Annotated in this window: 17 protein-coding genes; 9 read left to right on the top strand and 8 right to left on the bottom strand. The window is 42.2% G+C overall.

Annotated features, from left to right (window positions below; all coding sequences use genetic code 11):
• Nucleotides 1-107: 107 nt before the first annotated feature.
• Nucleotides 108-1,589 carry a glycerol kinase GlpK gene (glpK, locus tag G399_RS0107145; RefSeq protein WP_006008623.1) on the bottom strand — a complete coding sequence of 494 codons (1,482 nt, stop codon included), beginning with the start codon at nt 1,587-1,589 and terminating at the stop codon, nt 108-110.
• Between the two features lie 204 nt (nt 1,590-1,793).
• On the opposite strand from glpK, the gene G399_RS0107140 reads away from it, so the two are divergent.
• The 5 genes from G399_RS0107140 (at nt 1,794) to G399_RS0107120 (ending at nt 7,723) form a co-directional block, all read left to right on the top strand.
• Complete coding sequence (locus G399_RS0107140) at nt 1,794-2,552, top strand: DeoR/GlpR family transcriptional regulator (RefSeq protein WP_006008620.1); 759 nt, start codon at nt 1,794-1,796, stop codon at nt 2,550-2,552.
• Between the two features lie 181 nt (nt 2,553-2,733).
• Nucleotides 2,734-4,251: a glycerol-3-phosphate dehydrogenase gene (gene glpD, locus G399_RS0107135; RefSeq protein ID WP_006008618.1), complete on the top strand. Its 1,518-nt coding sequence runs from the start codon at nt 2,734-2,736 to the stop codon at nt 4,249-4,251.
• 211 nt (nt 4,252-4,462) lie between these two features.
• Nucleotides 4,463-4,798, top strand: coding sequence for a metalloregulator ArsR/SmtB family transcription factor (locus G399_RS0107130; RefSeq protein WP_026843544.1), 336 nt, complete (start codon nt 4,463-4,465; stop codon nt 4,796-4,798).
• A gap of 28 nt (nt 4,799-4,826) precedes the next feature.
• Nucleotides 4,827-5,303 carry an arsenate reductase ArsC gene (locus tag G399_RS0107125; protein WP_006008614.1) on the top strand — a complete coding sequence of 159 codons (477 nt, stop codon included), beginning with the start codon at nt 4,827-4,829 and terminating at the stop codon, nt 5,301-5,303.
• Between the two features lie 233 nt (nt 5,304-5,536).
• Nucleotides 5,537-7,723 (top strand): TonB-dependent receptor family protein, encoded by a 2,187-nt coding sequence (locus G399_RS0107120; RefSeq protein ID WP_006008612.1) that lies wholly within the window; start codon nt 5,537-5,539, stop codon nt 7,721-7,723.
• Between the two features lie 34 nt (nt 7,724-7,757).
• Here G399_RS0107120 and G399_RS0107115 read toward each other — a convergent pair whose 3' ends face one another.
• Together G399_RS0107115 and G399_RS0107110 are read right to left on the bottom strand one after the other, a co-directional pair.
• Entirely contained in the window at nt 7,758-8,768 is a 1,011-nt protein-coding gene (locus tag G399_RS0107115; protein ID WP_006008610.1) for a helix-turn-helix domain-containing protein, read from the bottom strand.
• A complete protein-coding gene (locus tag G399_RS0107110; RefSeq protein ID WP_006008607.1) occupies nt 8,768-9,667 on the bottom strand; it encodes a GGDEF domain-containing protein in 900 nt (299 codons plus the stop codon). Before G399_RS0107110 ends, G399_RS0107115 begins: the two co-directional genes overlap by 1 nt.
• A 363-nt stretch (nt 9,668-10,030) precedes the next feature.
• Here G399_RS0107110 and G399_RS0107105 point away from each other — a divergent pair, with 363 nt between their 5' ends.
• From G399_RS0107105 to G399_RS0107095, 3 genes are all read left to right on the top strand, one after another.
• Nucleotides 10,031-12,724, top strand: coding sequence for a TonB-dependent receptor (locus tag G399_RS0107105; protein WP_006008605.1), 2,694 nt, complete (start codon nt 10,031-10,033; stop codon nt 12,722-12,724).
• Nucleotides 12,725-12,810: 86 nt separating this feature from the next.
• The gene (locus G399_RS0107100) at nt 12,811-13,854 is read left to right on the top strand and encodes a purple acid phosphatase family protein (protein ID WP_006008603.1); all 1,044 of its coding nucleotides are present in this window, start codon (nt 12,811-12,813) and stop codon (nt 13,852-13,854) included.
• Nucleotides 13,851-15,827, top strand: a complete 1,977-nt coding sequence (locus G399_RS0107095; protein WP_006008601.1) for a phytase — start codon at nt 13,851-13,853, stop codon at nt 15,825-15,827. The genes G399_RS0107100 and G399_RS0107095 overlap by 4 nt, the downstream gene beginning before the upstream one ends.
• 70 nt (nt 15,828-15,897) lie before the next feature.
• On the opposite strand, the gene G399_RS0107090 is transcribed toward G399_RS0107095, so the two are convergent.
• The 5 genes from G399_RS0107090 to G399_RS0107070 form a co-directional block, all read right to left on the bottom strand.
• Entirely contained in the window at nt 15,898-16,095 is a 198-nt protein-coding gene (locus tag G399_RS0107090; protein ID WP_006008599.1) for a hypothetical protein, read from the bottom strand.
• A 35-nt stretch (nt 16,096-16,130) separates the two neighbouring features.
• Complete coding sequence (locus tag G399_RS0107085; protein ID WP_006008597.1) at nt 16,131-16,445, bottom strand: hypothetical protein; 315 nt, start codon at nt 16,443-16,445, stop codon at nt 16,131-16,133.
• Between the two features lie 78 nt (nt 16,446-16,523).
• Entirely contained in the window at nt 16,524-17,723 is a 1,200-nt protein-coding gene (locus tag G399_RS0107080) for an MFS transporter (RefSeq protein WP_006008595.1), read from the bottom strand.
• A gap of 141 nt (nt 17,724-17,864) precedes the next feature.
• Complete coding sequence (locus G399_RS0107075; RefSeq protein ID WP_006008593.1) at nt 17,865-18,884, bottom strand: cupin domain-containing protein; 1,020 nt, start codon at nt 18,882-18,884, stop codon at nt 17,865-17,867.
• A 21-nt stretch (nt 18,885-18,905) separates the two neighbouring features.
• Nucleotides 18,906-19,646 carry an SDR family NAD(P)-dependent oxidoreductase gene (locus G399_RS0107070; protein ID WP_006008591.1) on the bottom strand — a complete coding sequence of 247 codons (741 nt, stop codon included), beginning with the start codon at nt 19,644-19,646 and terminating at the stop codon, nt 18,906-18,908.
• A 120-nt stretch (nt 19,647-19,766) separates the two neighbouring features.
• Here G399_RS0107070 and hisD point away from each other — a divergent pair.
• Nucleotides 19,767-20,911: histidinol dehydrogenase (gene hisD / locus G399_RS0107065; protein ID WP_026843543.1), on the top strand; the 1,145-nt coding region annotated here is incomplete at its 3' end.

Below are 20,911 nucleotides of genomic sequence, written 5' to 3'. Positions count from 1 at the left end.
ATACACATCGCTAAATAGCGACTGTTGGAGTGATTAACGCATTACAAAAAACAAGGAAAGCGTTAAATTCGATGCGCTCACTGAATAGCAAACGCAGCAGCCAAGCATTATTGACTTTGTACTTTACGGACCGATTTACACCAGTCTTTATAAAATCCATCTCTTTTTTCTTTTGTCATTGCGGGTGTATATCGCACTTCACATTGCCAATTTTTTTCAAGTGCTTCAAGTGATTCAAATACACCGGCCTTCAGACCGGCTAAGTAAGCTACTCCTAATGCGGTCGTCTCACTTACGGTTGATCGATCTACTGTCGCACCCAAAATATCAGACAAAAATTGCATCAACCATCCGTTGGCAACCATTCCGCCATCAACACGTAAAACATCTGGACGCTCGCCATCAGCCTCCATTGCTTTTTGTAAGTCTTTTGTCTGAAAACAAACTGACTGCAAACCTGCTGTCACTATCTCTTTAATACCGGTGTCTCTAGTTAGTCCAAAAATGGCACCTCGCGCATTCGGATCCCAATACGGCGCTCCTAACCCTGTAAATGCAGGTACCATATAAACACCGTGTTCTAAGGATGTTTGTTTAGCGAGGGATTCCGACTCACCGGCTTTTTTAATTAATTGCAGTCCATCACGTAACCACTGAATAGTCGCACCGGCGACAAATATGCTGCCTTCTAATGCATAAGTGGGCACGCCATTTAGTCGGTATGCTACCGTGCTTAGCAGCCTATTTTCTGATACTAACGCGTTTTTACCTGTATTGAGCATCATAAAACAGCCAGTTCCATAAGTACTCTTCGCCATGCCTTCTCTAAAGCATGTTTGACCGAACAAAGCCGCTTGCTGATCACCAGCAACGCCTAAAATTGGTACTCCATATCCCAAGTAATGTGACTCGCACACGCCAAAATAGTCAGACGAGTCCATTACTTCAGGCAGCATGGCTTTGGAAATGTCAAATAGCTCTAATAGTTCGTCATCCCAAGTTTGGGTATGAATATTAAACAACATTGTTCTAGATGCGTTGGTTGCATCCGTGCGATGTTCTTCGCCACCGGTCAGCTTCCACAATAAATAGCTGTCTACGGTACCAAATACCAGCTCCCCACGGTGCGCTCTTTCTTTCGCACCTGGCACCTCATTTAAAATCCAACTAATTTTAGTTGCTGAAAAATAAGGGTCAATCAATAGACCCGTCTTGCGACGGATCATCTCTTCTTTGCCTAACGCTTTTAAGCCCTCGCACATGACACTCGTTCGCCTGTCTTGCCAAACGATAGCATTGTAAATTGGCTCCCCGGTCTTTCTATCCCATACCAAGGTTGTTTCACGTTGATTAGCAATCCCGATAGCGATGACTTTGTCTTGCTTAGCGTCAATTTTTTCAACCACCGCTTTAGTCGTATTTAAAACCGACTGCCAGATATCATCGGGCTTATGCTCAACACGGCCATCCTCTGGAAAATACTGTTCAAACTCTTGTTGTTCAACGTGTACAATATTGCCCTGCAGGTCAAACAATATACTGCGAGAACTGGTTGTTCCTTGGTCGATAGAAAGAATATAATAAGCCATGAATTACGTTTACCTAAAATTAATATTCGAATATGTTCGTTAACGTTATTTATACACGGTTTTAACGTTCATAATCAAACATGAACGAACATTAATTACCTATTAGTTCACTATAAATGTATACTTAATTGATTTTGCTAACAATTTTATTTGGATCAAATTTCACTTATACTGTGCTCGGGTATTACAACAACTGAGGTAAGGATGACGCAAGATCATCGACATAAATCGATTTTGGCACTTCTTAAAGAAAGAGGCTCTGTGGCTATTGAAGAGCTAGTGGCACATTTTAAAGTAACTCCACAGACCATAAGACGCGACTTATCGTATTTAGCTGATAATCAAAAACTACGGCGTCATCACGGAGGTGCCGGCCCTATTTCTAGCATAGAAAACACCTCTTATCATACAAGACAGATCACGGACCTAAAGGCCAAAGAAAAAATAGCCGCGCATCTTGTTAAGATGATACCCAATGGTTCTTCGTTGTTCATTAACATTGGAACGACTACAGAAACAATTGCAAAGGCATTGTTACATCATGAAAACTTGCAAGTAGTGACAAATAATTTAAATGTGGCTAGGATTTTGGGCGCAAAAAAAGACTTTTCGGTGTTAATTGCAGGCGGCGAAGTACGTTATCGAGACGGCGGCGTCATCGGTGAAGCCACTGAAGAGTTCATTAATCAATTTAGGATGGACTTCGGCATTATAGGTATCAGTGGTATCGAGGACGACGGCTCCCTGCTAGACTTTGATTTTCGCGAGGTGAAGGTTGCCCAAGCCATTATCAAAAACTCGCGAAGAGTATTGTTAGCTGCTGACAGTTCAAAGTTTGGTCGCTATGCCATGGTGCGTCTGGGCAATATCAATCAAGCGCATGATTTTATAACCGACAGCAAACCACCAGAAAGTATTCAGGCAATTCTTACCAGCCATGACGTTAATCTACACCTAGTTTAACTAGCCACAAACCGCCGCTTATTGTTATATGAAGTTTAATCTTCACCGGCATCACCTTATAATGTTCGAAAATGTTTGTATATATTCGTTAATGAGTGATACATTATTAAAAAGAACATTAAAAGAACAAGCAGTCAAGCTTCAGATGGACCTTGTTTTTTCAAAATTAAAAGGTATGCAAATGAGAACAACACACGAAGAGTATGACTTAGTCGTCATTGGTGGCGGCGTAAATGGAACAGGGATCACAGTAGATGCTGCAGGTCGAGGCCTAAAAGTATTGCTTTGTGAAAAGGCAGATCTTGCGTCGGCAACTTCCTCTAATAGCAGTAAGCTAATACATGGTGGACTGAGATACTTAGAGCATTATGAATTCGGACTTGTTAAACAAGCGCTAGCGGAGCGAGAAATCTTATTGAAGAAAGCACCACATATTATGTGGCCAATGCGCTTCATATTGCCACATCGGCCGCATTTAAGACCAGCATGGATGATAAGAATGGGCCTATTCTTATACGATAATTTAGCCAAGCGTAATGTATTAAAAGGCTCACGTGGCGTCAGGTTTACTGACCAGAGCCCGATGGTTTCCCAAATCAATAAGGGGTTTGAGTATTCTGACGGCTGGGTCGATGACGCTCGATTAGTGACCCTCAATGCCGTTGACGCTCAGAGTAAAGGGGCAACTATTCTTACCCGCACACAGTGTGTGTCTGCGAAACGGAGTAATGACCAGTGGGAAATTTCGTTAGAGAACACGCTTACCGGTGATATTACAAATATTAAAGCAAAAGCCATTATAAATGCAGCAGGTCCGTGGGTGAAAAACTTTTTCGACACCGCACTCAAAAAGAAAAGCCCGAAGAACATTCGCCTGATCAAGGGTAGCCACTTTGTAGTGCCTAAAATTCACAATGATGACCAAGCTTATATTCTGCAAAATGAAGATAAACGTATCGTTTTCGTGCTCCCATATGAAGATGATTATTCGTTAGTCGGCACTACAGATGTAGAGTACACGGGTAATCCCTTAGAGGCGAAAATAAGTGACGAGGAAACTGAATACTTAGTAGATATTGTTAACAAGCACTTTAAAAAGAAGATCTCAGCTGCAGATGTGTTGCATTCTTTCAGTGGTGTAAGGCCGTTACTGGATGATGAATCCAGCTCTCCTGATGCTATTACGAGGGACTACACCTTAGAATTGGAACATGAGCAGGGAAAAGCACCATTATTGTCTGTATACGGCGGAAAAATTACAACCTACAGAAAACTATCAGAATCTGCAGTTACACAGATTTGTAAATATTTTCCTAAAGCAACGGCTCCATGGACAAAAGATGCTCCGATCCCTGGTGGTGATTTTGACAGCCAAGACTCATTACTTGACACCTTAGAGCTAGCTTACACATTTCTTCCAAGGTCATTACTTAAAAGATATGTCCGTACCTACGGCACGCATTCATACACGCTTTTACACGGTGTTTGTTCGCTAGATGACATGGGCGAAGATTTCGGTGCAGGCTTATTTAACAAAGAGGTTAACTATTTGGTTAATAACGAATGGGCAATGACAGCTGACGATATACTATGGCGACGGACAAAAATGGGGCTTCGCTTAACCCCTGTTCAACAGTCCGATTTATCTCAACATGTTATGGCACTATTAAATGATGAGAAAAACGCACAGGTGGCTTAGACGAAAAAACATCAGGTGATAATTCGCCAATGCCAGTGGCGCATACGCTTGGTTAAGCCATTAGTAAGGACATAAACACAATGTAGTTATGGGGTGGTAAAGCCATAAACGCTAATATGCCGTGTTCGTTTTAACTGCACTGACATGGTAATTGACTAAATTCAGTATATATGTGAAATTACACATATATTACTTTGCAACTTCATGACTTATGGATCCTTGTCTTTTTTTCAAATGTCTCGCTGACCACACTCGCTTAAAATCACTGCTACTGATTGTCAAAACAGACGAGGCCTGTGTTTGTGATTTGATGGCAGCGCTTGATCTCGACCAGGCTAAAATGTCTCGTCATTTAGCACAGCTTCGCAAGTGCAGTATTTTAATTGATGAAAGGCGAGGTAAATGGGTATTTTACAAGCTACACCCTGAGTTACCTCAATGGGCACACGATATTATTGTTAGTGCAGCTAAGCATAACGACGCTTATTTTAATTCTGCATTACAAAAATTGATTACATCACAATCTGCGTCCATCTCTTGTCGCTAATTAAAGGCTTTTACATATCAAAACACGCATGAAAATTCTCTATATTTGTACCCACAACCGATGCAGAAGTATTTTATCTGAAGCCATCACAAACAGCATTGCAGGTGATCTTATTGACGCTAGAAGCGCCGGTAGCCAGCCCGTTGGTATGGTTCACCCTTTGTCGCTCAAATACCTCGCACAAGCGGAATATTCTATTCAAAACTTACAAAGCCAGTCTTGGAATGACTTTGAGGATTTTCATCCTGATATCGTAGTCACCGTCTGTGACTCTGCTGCTGGTGAGGCCTGCCCGTTATATTTCGACAACAGCATAAAAGTACATTGGGGCTTAAGTGATCCGTCAAAAGTTGCGGGCAAGGAGTCAGAAATAGAACAGGCATTTATGGCCTGCATTGACCAAATAGCTGATCGCGTCAAGCAGCTTAAGCATATTGCAGCAAAAAGCGTAAATACAACCGAACTTAAATCAGCGCTGACTTCAATAGCGGGATCGCAGGAATGATATTGCCAAGCTAATACCCTAACTCAATAACAGCTACTGCAGCCTAATTTACCGCTCAATTACCGCTTTCATAAACCCACAATCGTCTGTTTTTTACACAATCACGCCCTTTATTGTGCAATAACCAGCGCACACCAAAAATAATATAAACACAAATGAGTTTGATTCTTATTTGTGTTTATGTTTATATGCCCGCTTACTAACCCTTATTTATTTAACAAGGAATCAATTTTTTGAAATTTTCTAAGCTTTCCCTAGGTATTTCTTCCATATTAATGGGCGTTGTATTTACTTCTTCTGCGGTTGAATCAACGACTGATACAAACAGCGATAGCATTGAGCAAATCACCATTTTTGGGTCTACCGCGGCCGTATCTAAGCTTCCTGGTTCAGGCGCATATATCAGCAAAGAAATGCTTGATACCTACGCTACTACAGACATTCAGCGTATTTTATCCTCTACCGCCGGTGTCTATTTTGTTGAAGAAGATGGTTACGGATTACGCCCCAACATAGGTATGCGTGGGTCAAGTTCTGATCGCTCTGAAAAAATTACTATAATGGAAGATGGCGTGCTAGCCGCACCTGCTCCTTATGCAAGTCCGGCGGCGTATTACTTCCCTACTGTTGGCCGTATGCAAGCAGTTGAAATACTCAAAGGGGGCTCTAGTATTGAATATGGCCCGCGTACCAGCGGTGGTGTTATTAACTTAGTCTCTACTGCCGTTCCGCAAGACGCCTTGGGTGGAAAATTTGATTTAGCACTTGGAAGCGATGGTTTTTCTAAACTACACACGTTTGTTGGCGGACGGAATGAAACTAGCGGGGGCTTAGTAGAAATTTATAACTACCAAGCAGATGGATTTAAAAACCTCAATTCCGGTCAAGATACCGGTTTTAACAAAACCGATTTATTGACTAAATTTGATATTTATCTAGATGACGATAAACGCCACCAGTTAGAATTTAAGCTCAAGTATTCCGATGAATCTTCTGATGAGACCTATGTGGGGCTGACTCAACAAGATTTTAATGAAAATCCATATCAACGTTATTCCGCTACCCAACTTGACGACATGTCCACCGAACATAAACATGCGTCTGTGCATTATGATTATATTATTTCTGAGAATATGGACTTAAGCGTTATTGCGTACATTAACGACTTTGGTCGGAATTGGTACAAAGTATCAAAAATAAATGGCAGTAGTCTGGGCAGTGGTGCAGAAGAAATTGCCAGCAACTTCGATGCTACTGTTTCTATGGGTGGCGCACCTGACGATATTACAGTCACTTTAAAAGCCAATAACCGCGACTACTTGTCACGCGGTATTCAAGGTCAATTCGCGCTCTATTTAAATAATCATCAAATCAATATCGGCGCTCGAGTTCATAACGATGAGATGGATAGATTTCAGTGGGTTGACCAATACGCCCTTGCTGCTGATTTTTCGATGAGTGTTCTTAGCGCAGGGGTCCCTGGCACCAATTCAAACCGAATTGACAGTGCTAACGCCTATAGCTTTTTCGTTAAAGACAAAATGACATTTGGTGATTTCATCGTGACTGCTGGCGTTCGCTATGAAAATGTGAATTTAGCCCGTGACGATTGGGGCAAAACTGATCCGCTGCGCTCTGCAGACCCCAGCGAACGTAACAACGAAGTTAGCGCATTTTTACCTAGTGTCGGCACCACTTATCAAGCAAACGATAACTGGGTTTTATTGGCAGGTGTACAAAAAGCGTTTGCACCACCGTCACCTGGTAACAATAAGGCTGACAACGAGGAAGGCTGGAATTATGAGTTTGGCGGCCGTTTTAGCTACGACAGTGTTAACGGAGAGTTGATTGGGTTTGTAACTAAACTTGATAATCTGCATGGTAACTGCACTGCTAGCCAAGGATGTAACATTGACTTAATCGGTCAGCAATATAACGCTGGTAAAGTAGATATATCAGGTGTTGAATTTGTGATCAATCACCGCGCCGAATTCGACAGTTTTGCCGTGCCTACTCGATTTAATTATACGTACTCTAGCGCAGAATTTGGAGAAACCTTTGAGTCTGAATTGGGCCTCTGGGGAAGCGTGGAAGCGGGTTTCGATATTCCCTATTTGCCTAAAGTAACTTGGCAATTAGAAAGCGGTATTGCTGGCGATAATTGGCAGGTCTTAGCCGCGATTAAATATGTTGATGAAATGCGGGTTGTTGCGGGCAATAATAATATTGACGAGAACAACGGTATAGACGCACGAACCGTGGTGGACATATCAGCCAACTACCAAATTGATGACCAGCAAAGTCTGTATGCAGTGGTGGATAACCTGTTCGACAAAGAATACGCAGTTACCCGCCAGCACGGAGGCTTGCAAGTGGGTAAGCCACGCTCGTTGCAAGTAGGCTACAGATATCAATTTTAGAAAGTAATTATGATGGCGGCAAGACTAGCGAGTTCTAAGCTTGCCGCAATTCACTGGGCGTTAAGCCAGTGCAGCGTTTTACCGCACGTCTAAAATTATTAACGTCATTAAAGCGCATGTAAGTTGCGCTTTGTTCATTTTTTAGCTTCTGTATGTGTAAGTAATATAGGGCTTCTTGACAACACAACTCATCCACTAGCTGCTGGAAACTGATGTGATGATCTTTTAATGCTCGTTTTAACGATGCTGGGCTAAGACCGTTCAATGTTGCTATTTCAGGCAAGCTTAGATTGGGTTTGGAGCGCAATTGACTGCGTATCTTATCCATCAGACTAAATTTATAGAGCCGTTTATTTATGACTGTTTTAAGCGCATAACGATTCAATCCTAGATGCCTACCAGGACAGGGTATTTCTAGTTCCGAGATGGGTATCTTTATACTTAACATTGGATGACAAAAAGTGAGGCGGCTGCCTAAGTTTTCCTCATACTCATAAATATGTTTTGGTCGTAAAAATGGGAATAAAAATGAAAACTTTAAACGCCGTCCAACGCATATTTTCGATATAGCAACAAGGGCGGTGCAGCACGCCTCAATCATAAAACGTTGGTTTTTTCGTAAACCAATCGAATCTTGTAGAACAATATAGACATGCTCACGATCTTTAAACGTGTGCGCCGACATAAAGGGAAAAATTTGAGCGTTAATTATCGATAGCACTCTCATGCAGCCAACAAAATTACTTGCGCTTTTTAATGCTGCAACTAAATCGGGCTGCTCTATATCAATCGTATTTACTAAGCTGTGGCCAAATTGAAAGGCGAGATCATTACCTGTGCATAAATGTTGCACATTTTGAATAAGTAGTAAAAGTTGTTTGGCGCTAAGTAATCTATTATTAGTAAAGTCATCAGTAAATATGCCAGTACCATGCAAGAGTTTGTCTTTGTTTGCGCCCCGCGCGGTTGCGAGTGTATACAAGTTAGACGCCATATAGTTTGCGTTAAACGCTTTCGTTTTATTAGTTAAGCAGCCGCTAAGCATCAGGCTACTCGCTCGCCTAATTCATCAAGTTCTTGATTTAGGTGACTCAGCGTATTTTCAATTGTTTCAGTTAGCGCCAAGCAGCCAACGACGCTTTTAACCTTAGTAAATAAAGATACCTTTTTACTGCTAGGCTTAAACGCAACACTTTCAATACTGCACTGAATTTGATTAACCAATAATAAGGCATCTTCTAGCTTAGTGTTTGGCAACAGAATGACAAATCGATCACCCGCATAGCGGCAGACTAAGTCCGTTTTTCGAATATTCATTAAGAGTAAATGGGCAATTTCTCGTAAAATACGATCCCCTTCGACGATGCCATATTGCGTATTAACAAATGAAAAATTAACCACGTCAACGACGATAATAGAGGCTGGTACCTTATTACTGGCAAGCTTTCTTGCGCGTTCTTTCCAGTAGCTGCCGCGATAAAGCAAGGTGATGGCATCAATCTCTTGATGCCATCTATAATCGAGCTCTCGTCGGCGTAACTGCTGGTTAAGGGCCAATTGCTCTAAATGCCATAGATATAATGCATAACTCATAACAAGCATACCGATAGCCGCAGGGATCGACTCAAATAAACTAATCCAGTTTATAGAGCTGATAGGGTCCATAAATTCGTCAAATAAATCTAACATCGCTGAAAAGGTAACTAAACTCAGTCCTATCACAAGCAAATTTGTTACTTTACCCGATGGACGACTCATCATAACCGCAAACGTCCAGAATATGGTCAGAAGTGCAATGCTGCCTTCGCCTATAACATCTGACCATTCGACCGTTGCCAAAACCACCAACTCGCCGCTAATATTAGATAGTAATATTGCTATCAATAGTAAGCTCACGTGGAAAATAACTAGACGTGAATGTTGCATAATGAGGTCAAACTTCATGCAGTGTTCTCCTGGGAATTAATCGTTCATATTTCTTACTCACATTAACAGAATTAAATTATTGCAAGATCCAGCAAACACCCTCACCTGCTTAATTATCATTGTGAAGGGTCATATTGGCTCAGCTATGTGACACAAAAATGAATATGTTGCAATTAATTGAGCGTAAATATGAGTAGAGCAATCACAGTGGAGCTTTCGAAGGGGGTCATTCTAGCTCATCGATAGCTAATCTGAGGACGAATCAAAGATAAACTAGAGAATGTAGTAATACGGTCAAATAACTGTCACCTCAATGTAATAATCCACCTCTAGTGTGAGCGACGTTTTCTAATATCGTATGCACAAGATAAGGGTAAAGGTATGCGCAATAAATTGAGTAAATTAGCTATGGCATTTGGCCTAGCGGCGGTAAGTTCTTTGGCAATGGCACAGCAAACCGCGAGTCTATTTGGAAAATTGACAGACCAAAATAACCAACGGGTTTTTGCAGGTGCTAAAGTAGAAATAGAAGAATTAAATCGCACATCTTTATCTCGAACTGATGGTACGTTTCGTTTTCCTAATCTGCCAGAAGGCAAATATGAATTAAGAATCACCTATTTAGGCGCGCAAACTATTACTCAAAAGGTGATTGTAAGCTCGGGTGAAAACATATTACCCACAATTGAATTGCGTGCGCAGGAAGCAGCGCTTGACGAGATAATAGTTCGTGGTCAACGCAGTGGCAAAGCGACCGCTCTTAATCAACAGCGCAACGCACGTAATATTATATCGGTAGTGTCAGCTGATGCGATTGGTGATTTCCCAGATCAAAATGCCGCTGAATCATTGCAACGATTGCCTGGTATTTCTATTGAGAGAGATCAAGGTGAAGGGCGTTTTGTTGGCATCAGAGGCATCGACCCTAACCTTAATAGCGTCACCATTAACGGTCTCAATATTCCTTCACCAGAAGCAGGTGTAAGGTCTGTTGCCTTAGATGTCATTCCCTCTGAGCTGATCCAAACCTTAGAAGTGTCCAAGACCATATCTGCGGATATGGATGCGGATGCAGTTGGTGGTGCTATCAATGTAAAAAGTATTAGCGCTTTTGACCGTACACAAGACACAACCATAATCTCAGGTGGATTAAGTCAAAATCAGCTGCGTGATAAGCTTGCTCCCAAAGCATCTATTACCCTAACTCGATTGATTGATGACACGTTTGGAGTAGCTGCAGCAGTGTCTTATTTTAAACGCGATTTTGGCTCTGATAACATCGAATCAAATGGCGATGACGAGGCCGAACAACGTCACTACAGTATCACTAGGGAACGTTTGGGCACAGCAATAAACCTCGATTATCGTCCCAATTTCAATGACGAATTTTTCATGCGCACATTGTATAGTGAATTTTCTGACGACGAATTCCGCCAAGCAAATATTTTTAAGCTGGATGGCGAGGACTCTGAAATAGAACGTGAATCAAAAGACCGCAAAGAAACCCAGACAATCTTTACACTATCAACCGGCGGCGAGCATCAACGAGGGTCTTGGCTACTGGATTATCAACTAGGCTATGCAAAGTCGGATGAAAAAGACCCTAACGCGCTTTACTACGTTTTTGTGTCCGACAATCCGAGTGTTGAGGCAAACTTAGCACGTCAGATACCACAAATTTCGGTTAACGCGATGGCTAACGATTTAGCCAATTACGATCTTGATGAAATTAGTTTTGAAGGAAATCTAGCGAAGGATATTGAGACCAGCATTCAGGCGAATATCGCTAAGTCTTTTGAAAACAAAAATGGACTCACCTTAGTTAAATCTGGTCTTAAATACCGTCAACGCGAGAAATCAGCACGGGCTAATATAAGCATCTATGGTGGTGACTTTGATAGCGTAGAAGCGAGCAGATTCGCTACCGATGAACTTGACTATGAGCTCGGTAGTTTCGGCCCTGGTTTAAACCGAGGGCTGCTCAGAGAGGACTTTGCACAACAGCTACCCTCGTTGGAGCTTGACGCATTAGACTCAGAAGTTGAATCCAATGGCGCTTCATATATCAGCACTGAAGACATTTTCGCGGCCTATGCCATGGGCCAATTTGATTGGAATAAACTGCGACTTATCGCCGGCATTCGATATGAGAAAACCGATTTTACCACCTCCGGTATGCGTGTCGAACTAATAAATGATGAGGAAAATGACGTAGAAGAAGTCGTTAACACGCCCTCGGTTACTGAGCGAGATTATGACTACCTGTTATTTAGTGTAAATGCCCGCTATGCTTTTTCCGATGAAGTGGTGTTGCGCGGCGCATTTTCACAAACGATTTCACGCCCAATATTTGAACAATCTGCTGCGTTTCAAGTTATTGAGTCAAACACAGAAGAAGATGATGGTGAATTTGTTACAGAGCGCGAGGCTGAAGTAGGTAATCCAGAGTTACGACCCTATGAGTCTGACAACTTTGATTTATCACTTGAATACTACCCCGGCACTATTGGCGTATTATCAGCGGGCCTGTTCTATAAAGAAATTGATAACTTTATTATCGTTGCGGATGTCGCAGGCACTGAGCAATGGCGCGGTTTTAAGGAAGTTTTTCAGCCGCTTAATGGAGATAAAGCAACGTTAACAGGAATGGAATTGTCTTGGGTAAAAGCGTTTGATAATGGCTTATTACTGGCCGCAAATGCAACTTTCTCAAGTACAGATGCAACGACCTTCTTAAACGGTGAAAAATTTGAAACCGACTTACCGAACCAATCGGATAAGATAGGTAATCTCACCATGGGATATGAGAATAATAAGTGGTCTCTACGCCTAACTATGTCCTATAAGAGTGATAACTTAGAAGAGATTGATGGTGACATGCTGCGTATTGAAGATGATTATCAGCATATAGATTTCTCCGGTAAATATTTCGTTAACGACGACATCAATATTTATGTTAATGCTATTAATTTAACCAACGAGGGCTTCTATAACTACTTTGATATGCGCAATAGAAATGCCCAATTCGAAGAGTATGGCCGCACTTTCGAGATAGGATTTCGCTGGCAATTATAATTGACGTAAATTTAAGTTACCGAAACATATAACAAGCATAGCGAGTCATCGGCCCAGTTGATGACTTGCATCATTTTGAGGAATTTATGAGTCAGATACCTAAATCATGTTCGATTTACCTATTGATTGCTTTTTGGCAGTTGATCACGATTACGCCAACGTTTGCCACGCAGCCATTAACTAATGAGCAAGGCTATTATAAACAAGGCCAATATAAAAAAAGCTATGATGATAAATATTACCAAACCCATGAAATCAAACAACTGTATGCCGACGACTCGGATGTTGATCTATTGATACTGGGAGACTGGGGTAGAAATGGACATTATGCGCAACGTTCAGTGGCTAAATGGATGGATATTGCATCTCATTATCTAGATGCAGAAATGGTAGTTACTACTGGGGACAATTTCTACGATAACGGAGTGGCATCAATTGACGACCCCATTTGGAATACCTCGTTTGAACAAATTTACCAAGGTCCTAATTTATTTATCGATTGGTATCCTACCTTAGGAAACCACGATTATAGAGGCAATTGGCAAGCTCAAATTGACTACAGTCAAGTGAGTCGACGTTGGGAGTTGCCAGCACAGTACTATGAAAAACTAATTACGCTTGATGACGGAACGCAGGCACATTTACTGTTTATTGATACCAGTCCACTTAATCCTGACTATCAGGGTGAGACTAAATACCAAGAAACTCAAAAACAAGATGCCGATGCCCAACTCGCATGGCTGCATCAAACTTTATCTAGCAGTAAAGCGGACTGGCGCATTGTGTTTGGACATCATCCATTGTATTCAAGTGGTAAACGTTATGGTGCAACTGACGGGATCAAATCAGTACTAGAACCTATTTTAGAAAAGTACCGAGTACATGCTTATTTTGCAGGGCATGAACACGACTTACAGCACAACCAAGTAGAGGGTAAAACCGTTGAACATTTTATTTCAGGCGCTGGCTCAAAATTACGCCCGACGGGAAAAGTAGATTTCACTCGATTTTCATCCTCTAGCGCTGGTTTTGCAGCTCTGTCTATTGGCACTGATGCTCTTGTGATGCAGTTTATTGCTGACAACGGCAACGTTGTTTACCGTTACGACATAGAGCGAGAAGCCAAATGAAAATAACCCAATGTATTTACTTTTTATCAGTTTTGATTTTGCTCAGTGGTTGTCATATCAACACGGTTCAAAATTCCACGGCCAGCAAGATATTGTCATTTAAGCAGATCAATAGTCAGGGGCAAGAAGCGCATCCCGTCTATTTACCTGATAACAAGGGTTGGTTAGTTGTCGATGCAGCTCAGGGTCTAACGTGGATAGATCCGGAGTTTACGCCAATAAGCAGTTGGGCGGGAAAGGTGGCAACTATTGATTGGCGTTCTTCAGTGCAGCAACCAGAACTGATATTAATTGCGGCCTTAGACAACGATACTTCTACTATTCATCTTCTACATTATGATTTTGCGCAAGCCTCATTTAATGAATTAGGGAGTTTGCATGCAAATGAATCGGATATTGAAGGCTTATGCCTTGGCAACACGAGTGATGGTTTGTCTTTATTTTCAATTGACACTTTAGGTGTTCTGCAACATCACGCGATTGATATTGAGCTTATCGGTAATCAATTTTCCGCCAGTTTACAAGCCATTCGATCTTTAAATATTGGTCCTAATATGTCTGACTGTGCGGTTATAGATAAAACACATCAATTATTGATAGCAGAGGAAGAAATTGGAATATGGCAATATGATGCGCTCAGCGAAGGCGAAAACGAACGTAAATTGATCACTTTTACAACGCCCGGAGAGGTGGAAAGTATCAGTACGCATTCGTCAGGTTATGTTTTTGCAGCGAGCCCTGGCAGTGATAAAATTTGGGCCTTCGATCCCAATGACGATACTAATTTACTACCTGCCCGTCCAGACATCAGCTTACCCAGCGATGTCCGGTTAAACTCAATTAATATTGCGACAAACACAGCTAAATTATTGCTCGGGGGATACGATGAAAATAAGCAACAATTGTACGCTGTGGAAATTGATTGGCTGGCTGAAGAGCATAATCAAGGCGGGCTTTCGAATCAACAGGCGCAAGCCCATCAAACCGATTTTGATACAGTAGAGACGTTTTATGCTGTTGCTGAAACTGATTCGGTGCAACGCTTTGGTGATGCTGCCGACGACCCCGCTATTTGGATTAATGCCAGTCAACCCGACAAAAGTTTGATATTTGGCACCGATAAAAAGTATGGACTAAATATTTATAGTTTACGCGGTGAGTTGGTGCAAACATTACCGGTGGGTAAAATAAATAATATCGATATTCGTCAAAACATATTGATCAACGGCCAATACAAAGACATCGCGGTGGCCAGCAATCGCTCAAATCAATCGATGACGGTTTTTAGTATCAATGAGTTCGGCGTTGCCAAGCACTTGACCGATATTCCAACAGACTTAAATGATGTTTATGGTCTGTGCTTGTATCAGCACGATGGTCAGCTAGAGGTAATTATTAACGATACGGACGGTCAATTTAACCGCTACCAACTAGCCATCGACAGTAGCGATATTAGCGCGAAGAAAATTGACTATTTCAGAGCCAACAGTCAGCCTGAGGGTTGCGTAGTAGATGACGACACCAAGCGCTTATTTTTTGGTGAAGAATCGACAGGTGTTTGGAAAATGCAGCTCGATAACATCAATGAACAGCCTGTTCTTATTGCAAAAGCTCACGCACCTGTTAAGCCAGACATTGAAGGGATGGGTATTTATAGTATAGATGGCGAAAAGTTTTTGGTGGTATCAAGCCAGGGAAATAATCGTTTTGCTATTTATCGCATCGATGCTGACAACGAGCTGTTGGGCGTATTTGCGATAAGCGCAAACAAAGCCTTAGGTATTGATGGGGTATCTGAAACGGATGGTATTGAAGTGGTTAGTGTTGCTCTAGGCGATAGGTTTCCTAAAGGCATACTGGTAGTGCAAGATGGTAGAAATGTAATGCCAATGGCACCGCAAAATTTCAAATTGGTTTCTGGCGAATACCTATATGATTTTATTACACTAAAAATAAGACAGCTTGCTCAATAGAGCAAGCTAGACCTCGCCACTATTGTGCACAGCAAATATACACAGCGAATATGCAAAACAAGAGACCTTACTACTCCCCAAGTTCAAACTCGTTTTCTTGTGTTAGGTTTACCAACTCACCAACCAGACGCTTTTTGTAGCGCCTCTGGCGGCGACGCGCAGTTGCCGCATTTGCGCGCCATCCTGAACGTTTATCAGATACGACGCCCTCAACATCACTGGCATCGTCTATTAGTTTGGCATCTTTTAGTGAAGTACGTTTGGGCATAGGAACGTCTTATCCGTCGTTATTTAAAACATTAATTAGCGTTTGCCACGCCAAGTAAGCGACTGTAAATTTAATCGAGACAAGTCAACCTGACCCGCAATAATTTGATTACATAGATTGACCGCAAGTTTCGCCTGCGCGTGATCCAAGTGTTTGTATGCTGGACGCTTAATGCTCTCATACCATACTCCTCGACATACTGAATCAAGCACTATGCGCTGAAAACAGTGATCGTGTCTTACCGGCCACTTATTTGTAGGTTCACGTGCCATTTTAGGCATTACGTCTCTGGTCATAACCAAATACTGCTCTATTAACAAGCTTGCGCACGCAGACACGGTTTTAATCATAAATATCACCTTCAACTGATGTGCAATTAATACTCAAGTAGCTTTAAATTAGATCTCGAATAATGCCTAAACAAACGACTATAGTTTATTTTTATCTTTAAACTTAAGCGTAAAGAAGAACAATATGAAGTAACTTCCAAAGGCAAACCAGTACGGTAACGCACCATCTATTGAGTATAGATAAGTCCCTAGTAATGGTCCTATTGCGAACCCCAGAGGCGGACAGGAACCAGCTATGCCGGCGACGGCTCCCTGCTCTTCAGATGAGACAGCAATAGAGGCGCCAGCCATAAATCCGGGCCCTGCGAGACCCATACCCATTCCTAGAATACACATAGACAATATATACATGCTCTGGGAGTGACCCAAAGCCATAATTGCAAAAGCGATCATCATTATAGGCATCGATATTCTAAGTAACACGAAGGGCCTCACAGACAAGCGAGGTATGACTAGCAGTTGCACAAATAGTGCGGCAGCGGCAGAAAACATCAAACTAAACCCAACAATTTTGGCAGTTTCAATACCACTGAGGCCCAACTGATCTTGAAAACGAAACGCAATAGTTTGTTGCATAATGGCAAAGCCCATAAACAAAAGTACGCCAGCAACCACTAGCGGAAAAATTCTTGGATCAGAATATTTGAGTCTCGGTGGCTTTTTTATTACGCTAACTTTTGGCAACTCCGGTAAAGCAAAAAGTGTTAACACTGCTGCGGCTAGCGTTAGCAAAACCGAAAAATACAGCGGCGTTAGTAAACTAATACTGGCGAGTAATCCACCAACAGCGGGGCCTAATATCGAGCCAATATTTCCTGCGGCACCGATAGCTCCCATACCTTTAATGCGGTCTTGTACGGTCGTAATGTCGGCCATGTACGCATTAGCCGATGGTGACACAGCTGCCATTACCGTTGCATTGGCAACTCGAGTCACCATTAATAAAACGAGTGCGGTTAAGGGCACAAGGTAACCCCAAAGCGCAATTTGAAACACACCCGCAAACATCACTGTTCCTGCTGAATAACCAAACAAACCTATCAGCAAAATTTTTCTTCTACCCCACCGATCACTAGCACGTCCCCAAAAAGGGCTGACCAGAAAAAGGGTTAATGATGAGGCAGAAATAATAGCGCCAATTTGCACTTCAATTAAGCCAATTTCTCTTCCAAGCGGGGCTAATATTGCAAATAATACTGTTTGCGCAAAACCCATAGCTGCGGCCGCTAGCAGGAGTGTGCGTTTTGCTAACACGTTAGAAGTATGAGATTGCGTCATTAATGTTGAACTCTAATAATGAAAAACCCACAAACCAAAAAGCTTGTGGGTTTTAATATAATGCGGTGAAGCAATTTAATATACGATGCAATCAATGCAATTACAACATGCCGTCCATATCGTGCTCAACACGTAATTCATTCATATAAAAGTAGGAACCTCGGGTACGTCCCCTCGCCTCGTTATATAAACGATACAGTCTTCTTTACCTGTATTTTCAAAGTCACGAACACTACCGATTGGTGTGCTGAAATTATCACCTTCGCTGAGCATAATAGCTTCATTGTCTACCTTCATCGTCAAGCTACCTTTATGGACAAAAATCACCTCTTCTTCTGAGCGTGTATGTGCTTGAATAAGTGCATTAGACTGCAGCTTAACAGCACGCATCACAAAGCCATGAGACCAATTTAGTTTAGATGCCTTGATATGTTCTTTTGGTGAAGCGAGACCAACCAGTGATGCTTCTTCAACGCCGTCAAATTGAGACATTAACGTATCACTTTGCCAGCTAAAATCGTCTTTATGCAGAACGATGTCAATTAAGTCTTTGCTGTTCACTATACGGTGCGTGGCAATCTGTTCTTTTGATGTAACCGGCATAGGGACACTATTATCAGGAATGGTTTGACCTTTATTTGTGTCTACCAGAGAACCATCCGCTAGCAATACAAGTCCATATTCTGTGGCCAAATCAAAAACGTCGGGCGTCCATAACACGCGACCAGGATCATCTTTTCCTAATACTGCGTGCAAGTACCCTAATCCTTTATGTTGCCCGTCTAGCAATCCTTCAATACATTCAAAGCCTCTAAATATATCAGTAGGAATTGAAATGACGTCCCCTGCTGACAATGTAATACGTCCATCTTTGCCCGCCACGCCCGACATAAAATCCCATTTACCGGTATGTACAAGAAATACTTCTTCGGTTAAGTGACTATGCTGAGAGTTTAAACATCCAGCAGGTTGGCGCGCACCACCAATATTAAATCCGTGGGGAATACCAATATGCACATGTTGTTCTGGATTTTCAGCCACGCCCGGCCCGATTATCGTAAAGTTTTCTTTTTTATCTGAACCTGGGCTGCGTGTATCTATGAAAGCTGTCATACACGCTTTCAATTCGTCATAACGAACTGTTCTTTCTTTTAAAGACATTATTTTTCCTCTTTTTAATAGCTAACGTGCTGTCCAGCCGCCGTCAACTTTGATACAGGTACCTGTAATCATTGCCGATAATTTACTTAACAAAAACACACAAGCATTCGCTACATCATCTGTGCTAGCCAATGATTTCATGGGGATCATCTCGTAAACAAACTTTTTAAATTCTGGATTTTCAAACATTGGCTCAGTTAGCGGAGTTAGTACAAATGTGGGGGCGACTGTATTCACGCGAATGCGTTTTTCAGCCAACTCAACCGCCATGGCTTTGCTCAATCCTTCAACCGCATGTTTGGACATACAATAAAGAGTGCGGTTAGGTGAACCTACAAACCCCATTTGTGACGACATATTAACAATTGCACCTCCAGACACTGTCATCTTAGCGGCTGCCGCTTTTGCGGTCCGGTACATACTTTTAATGTTTATATCAACCACATCGTCTAAGTCTTGCTCTTCTTGCTCAAGGATTGGTGCCACACGGTTAATGCCGACATTGTTGACTAAGCCGTCTAATTTACTTAATTTTCGAACTCGTTGAATAAATGAATCGTTAGTAACGTCATCTTCCCAAATTTCGATATTTTGAGGCGCTAATTGTTGCAAACTAGCAAGGTCTGCATGCGTTCTAGCGACCGCAATTACATGAGCGCCAGATTGTGCGGCCAAAAGAGCGCACGCTCGGCCTATTCCTTTCCCTGCGCCTGTGACTAAAATCGATTTTCCTGCTAATAGATCGTTGCTAAACCCTGACATCAGTTTACCTTTCACCTTAAAATTATACTTTGCATTCGAAGTCATTATTGAGTAGGATAATTTGAATAGCAAGGAATTTGTTGAAATTACGCGTTTATAATTATGCTTTGGAGCACCAAAATGATTACGTATTTAAAGAAAGGCCCTACTCAAGAAGAGAAGGTAGCGTCAAACAAAAAAGTACAAACTATTGTTGAGGACATTATTAGCAATATAGAGAACAAGGGTGATGAAGCGGTCAGAGAATATTCGGAAAAATTCGACCAGTGGTCTCCCACCTCATTTCGTCTCTCAAAAGAGGAAATAGCAGCGTGTTATTCCGAACTTGATGAGCAAGTTATTTCCGATATTCGTTGGGCACAAGCACAAGTCAGGAACTTTGCCCAAATCCAACGCGACTCGATGAAAGATGTCGAAGTAGAAACCCTACCGGGCGTTACCCTTGGTCATAAACACATTCCAATGGAGTCGGTTGGTTGCTATGTCCCTGGTGGCAAATATCCCCTCGTTGCATCGGCCCATATGAGTGTAGTGACCGCTAAAGTAGCCGGCGTAAAACGCGTTATTGCCTGTGCACCTCCTTTTGATGGTAAACCATCACCAGCCATAGTCGTTGCGATGGACATGGCGGGAGCGGATGAAATATATTGCTTTGGCGGCGTGCAAGCAGTGGCAGCAATGGCTATTGGTACCCAAACCATTGCCCCTGTAGACATGATTGTTGGCCCAGGTAATGCGTTTGTCGCAGAGGCCAAGCGCCAGCTATTCGGGCGTGTTGGTATTGACTTGTTTGCTGGCCCCACCGAAACATTAGTTATCGCTGATGACAGTGTCGATGGCGAGTTATGTGCAGCAGATTTGCTAGGTCAAGCAGAGCATGGTCCAACTTCACCAGTCGTACTGATAACCAATAGTGAAGCACTAGCAAAAGAAACCATGTTAGAAGTTGAACGCCAGTTAACGATATTACCCACGGGTGAGATTGCTGGACAAGCATGGCGCGACTTTGGTGAGGTGATTTTGTGCGATACTTACGAAGAAATGCTAGACGCTGCAAACAACCTTGCATCCGAACACGTGCAGGTAATGACCAGAAACATAGACTACTTCAAAGACAATATGCAAAACTTTGGGGCCTTATTTTTAGGACCCGAAACGAATGTGTCCTATGGCGATAAATGCATCGGCACAAACCATACACTACCAACTAAGAAGGCAGCACGCTATACTGGTGGATTATGGGTTGGGAAATTCATTAAAACATG

This window comes from Brumicola pallidula DSM 14239 = ACAM 615 (assembly GCF_000428905.1).
GTDB lineage: Bacteria > Pseudomonadota > Gammaproteobacteria > Enterobacterales > Alteromonadaceae > Glaciecola > Glaciecola pallidula.
The sequence above is the reverse complement of the archived record's forward strand: the minus strand, read 5'-3'. Positions and strand labels throughout refer to the sequence as shown.